2 protein-coding genes are annotated in these 2,353 nt (G+C 38.6%); one reads left to right on the forward strand and one right to left on the reverse strand.

All coding sequences use genetic code 11. From position 1 onward, the window contains the following. The first annotated feature begins 269 nt into the window (after positions 1 to 269). Positions 270 to 1,511 (forward strand): FIST signal transduction protein, encoded by a 1,242-nt coding sequence (locus D5R40_RS32280; RefSeq protein WP_124147758.1) that lies wholly within the window; start codon positions 270 to 272, stop codon positions 1,509 to 1,511. 453 nt (positions 1,512 to 1,964) lie between these two features. Here D5R40_RS32280 and D5R40_RS32285 read toward each other — a convergent pair. Further along, positions 1,965 to 2,353: transposase (locus tag D5R40_RS32285; RefSeq protein WP_205127615.1), on the reverse strand; the 389-nt coding region annotated here is incomplete at its 5' end.

Raw genomic sequence — 2,353 nt, forward strand, 5'->3', positions numbered from 1 at the left:
GTCCATTATGTAAAATAGTTTTAGATAGAGATGAGAATGCTGCAATTAACATATTGCAATAAAACATTAAACGAGGTGGGTATCACCTTGCCTGCTTGTGGAGGCGTAAGACGTTAATCAACCTGTGTTCGTGCAACGTTGCGCCAGCAGGAGCAAGAAACTTTTTTGTTTGAGAAACTTCCGTTATCATCTCCGATTTAACGGGAGAGAACTTCACCTATACTGAAATATTAATATTAAAAATATATTCACAAGGAGCCTCCGTATACATGCAGTGGTCAAACTCTCTATCAACCCGTCCCTCATTAGAAGCAGCAGTTAAAGAAGTAGCACAAAAAAGTTTAGAATCATTAGGAACTACAGCAAATTTAGGACTGGTATTTATCTCCTCAGCCTTTACCAGTGAATATTCACGACTCATGCCTCTACTAAAAGAATATTTACCAGAAACAGTACTCGTCGGTTGTGGAGGTGGTGGTATAGTTGGTATGAAAGATGATGGAAAACCACAAGAATTAGAACACCAACCAGCCATTAGTCTCAGTTTGGCACATTTGCCAGAAGTCACAGTAACAGCTTTTCACATCTGTGCAGAACAACTACCAGACTTAGACAGTTCTCCCGATGACTGGTGTAATCTCATCGGAGTACCTACTACAGACAATCCTCAATTTATTATACTCGCTGACCCATTTTCTGCCAAAATCAATGACCTGCTTCAAGGGCTAGATTATGCTTATCCTAATTCAGCTAAAGTAGGAGGATTAGCTAGTAGTGGCCCAAATGGTAACAGTGCAGGACTTTTTTGTGAAGACCGCCTTTGTGAAGAAGGAGCTGTAGGAGTCTCTCTATCTGGCAATATTATTTTAGAAACAATAGTAGCACAAGGCTGTCGGCCTATTGGTAAACCATATCGTGTTACAGAAGGAGAACGTAATATAGTTCTAGAACTTGAAGAATTAGTTAGTTCTGACCAAATGGTAGGTGGTATTAAACAATCTCCGCTAGAAGCATTACAAGGCTTAGTACAAAATCTCAACGAACAAGACAGGAAGCTAGCAGAAAATTCTCTCTTTGTCGGTATAGTAAGAGACGAATTTCAGCAAAACTTAAAACAGGGAGATTTTCTCATCCGTAATTTAATTGGAGTTGACCCTAAAGCAGGAGCGATAGCCATTGGTGATAAGGTAAGGGCGGGCCAACGAATTCAATTTCATTTACGAGATGCTAATACCTCAGCAGAAGATTTAGAAATTTTACTAGAGCGCTATCAAAGAGAAGTTTCTTTTGAGACTAAATCTACAAATAATGCTACTGCTTTAATGTTTGCTTGTTTGGGAAGAGGAGAAGGATTATATGGTAAACCTAATTTTGATTCTAGATTATTTAGTAGTTATTTGAATATTCCTATCAGTGGCTTTTTCTGTAATGGTGAAATTGGTCCGGTGGGTGGTAGTACATTTTTACATGGTTACACCTCTGTATTTGGTATTTGTCGTCAACCTTCTTGAAGAAGGAAGAAGGAAGAAGTGGATGGGGACTCAAACCTCAACCAATTGTCAACATCCTGTAGACGGCGGGGTATTATACCAATTTGATAAATTATTTGCTACATTTTCGCATTGTGGGGGAGTAGGGGAGCGTTGCATAAATGCGGGGTGATTTTAATCGTTTTGTGGAATGGGCATCTTGCCCGTTCCCGTTCCCCCCGTTCCTGATATTTTCACCGCAGGCAAGATACCCATCCCACTTATATTCATCCCGCCCCTCAGCAATGGCGTAGGGGAGTGGGTAGGGACGTTGCATGCAAGGTCTCTACGTTGAAGTAAACACAAGAATAATTAACAATAAATGGCTAATAATTGGACTTTGGACAAAAAGAAAAAGTGGTTAGCGTAAGTATTACACTAACTAATCGGTGATTGTATTAGAAATCAAATCTGGAATTATCTTCGTTTCTCACATTATTTATCATCCTGAAGATCATAGGATGGGTCTGGTTCAATTTCTCCACCAAAACAAATATCTAAATAACTTTCTTGAAGGGAATGAACAACTCTCTCCAACTCATCAATAAGATTCCTTCGAGTCATTTTTTCAACTGCATCAATATGAGCTTCACTTCCCCCTTTTCCTAAATACTTATATTTAGTTTTTTTCTGACTATCAGTAGCCATAGGAAAAATCGGTGAAGTAGATTGTAATTTATAATAATAGTACAGTTTCTGATTTCTATTGACTTGATAACGAATGATATGACAATCACGAGGAATCACCTCTCCTTCTCGTTCAATTTTCTTAATTTTCTGCTTCATCTTACGGATTAAACTCTGAATTTGTTTCCCTCTAATGG

The organism is Okeania hirsuta, from assembly GCF_003838195.1.
Classification (GTDB): Bacteria; Cyanobacteriota; Cyanobacteriia; order Cyanobacteriales; family Microcoleaceae; genus Okeania; species Okeania hirsuta.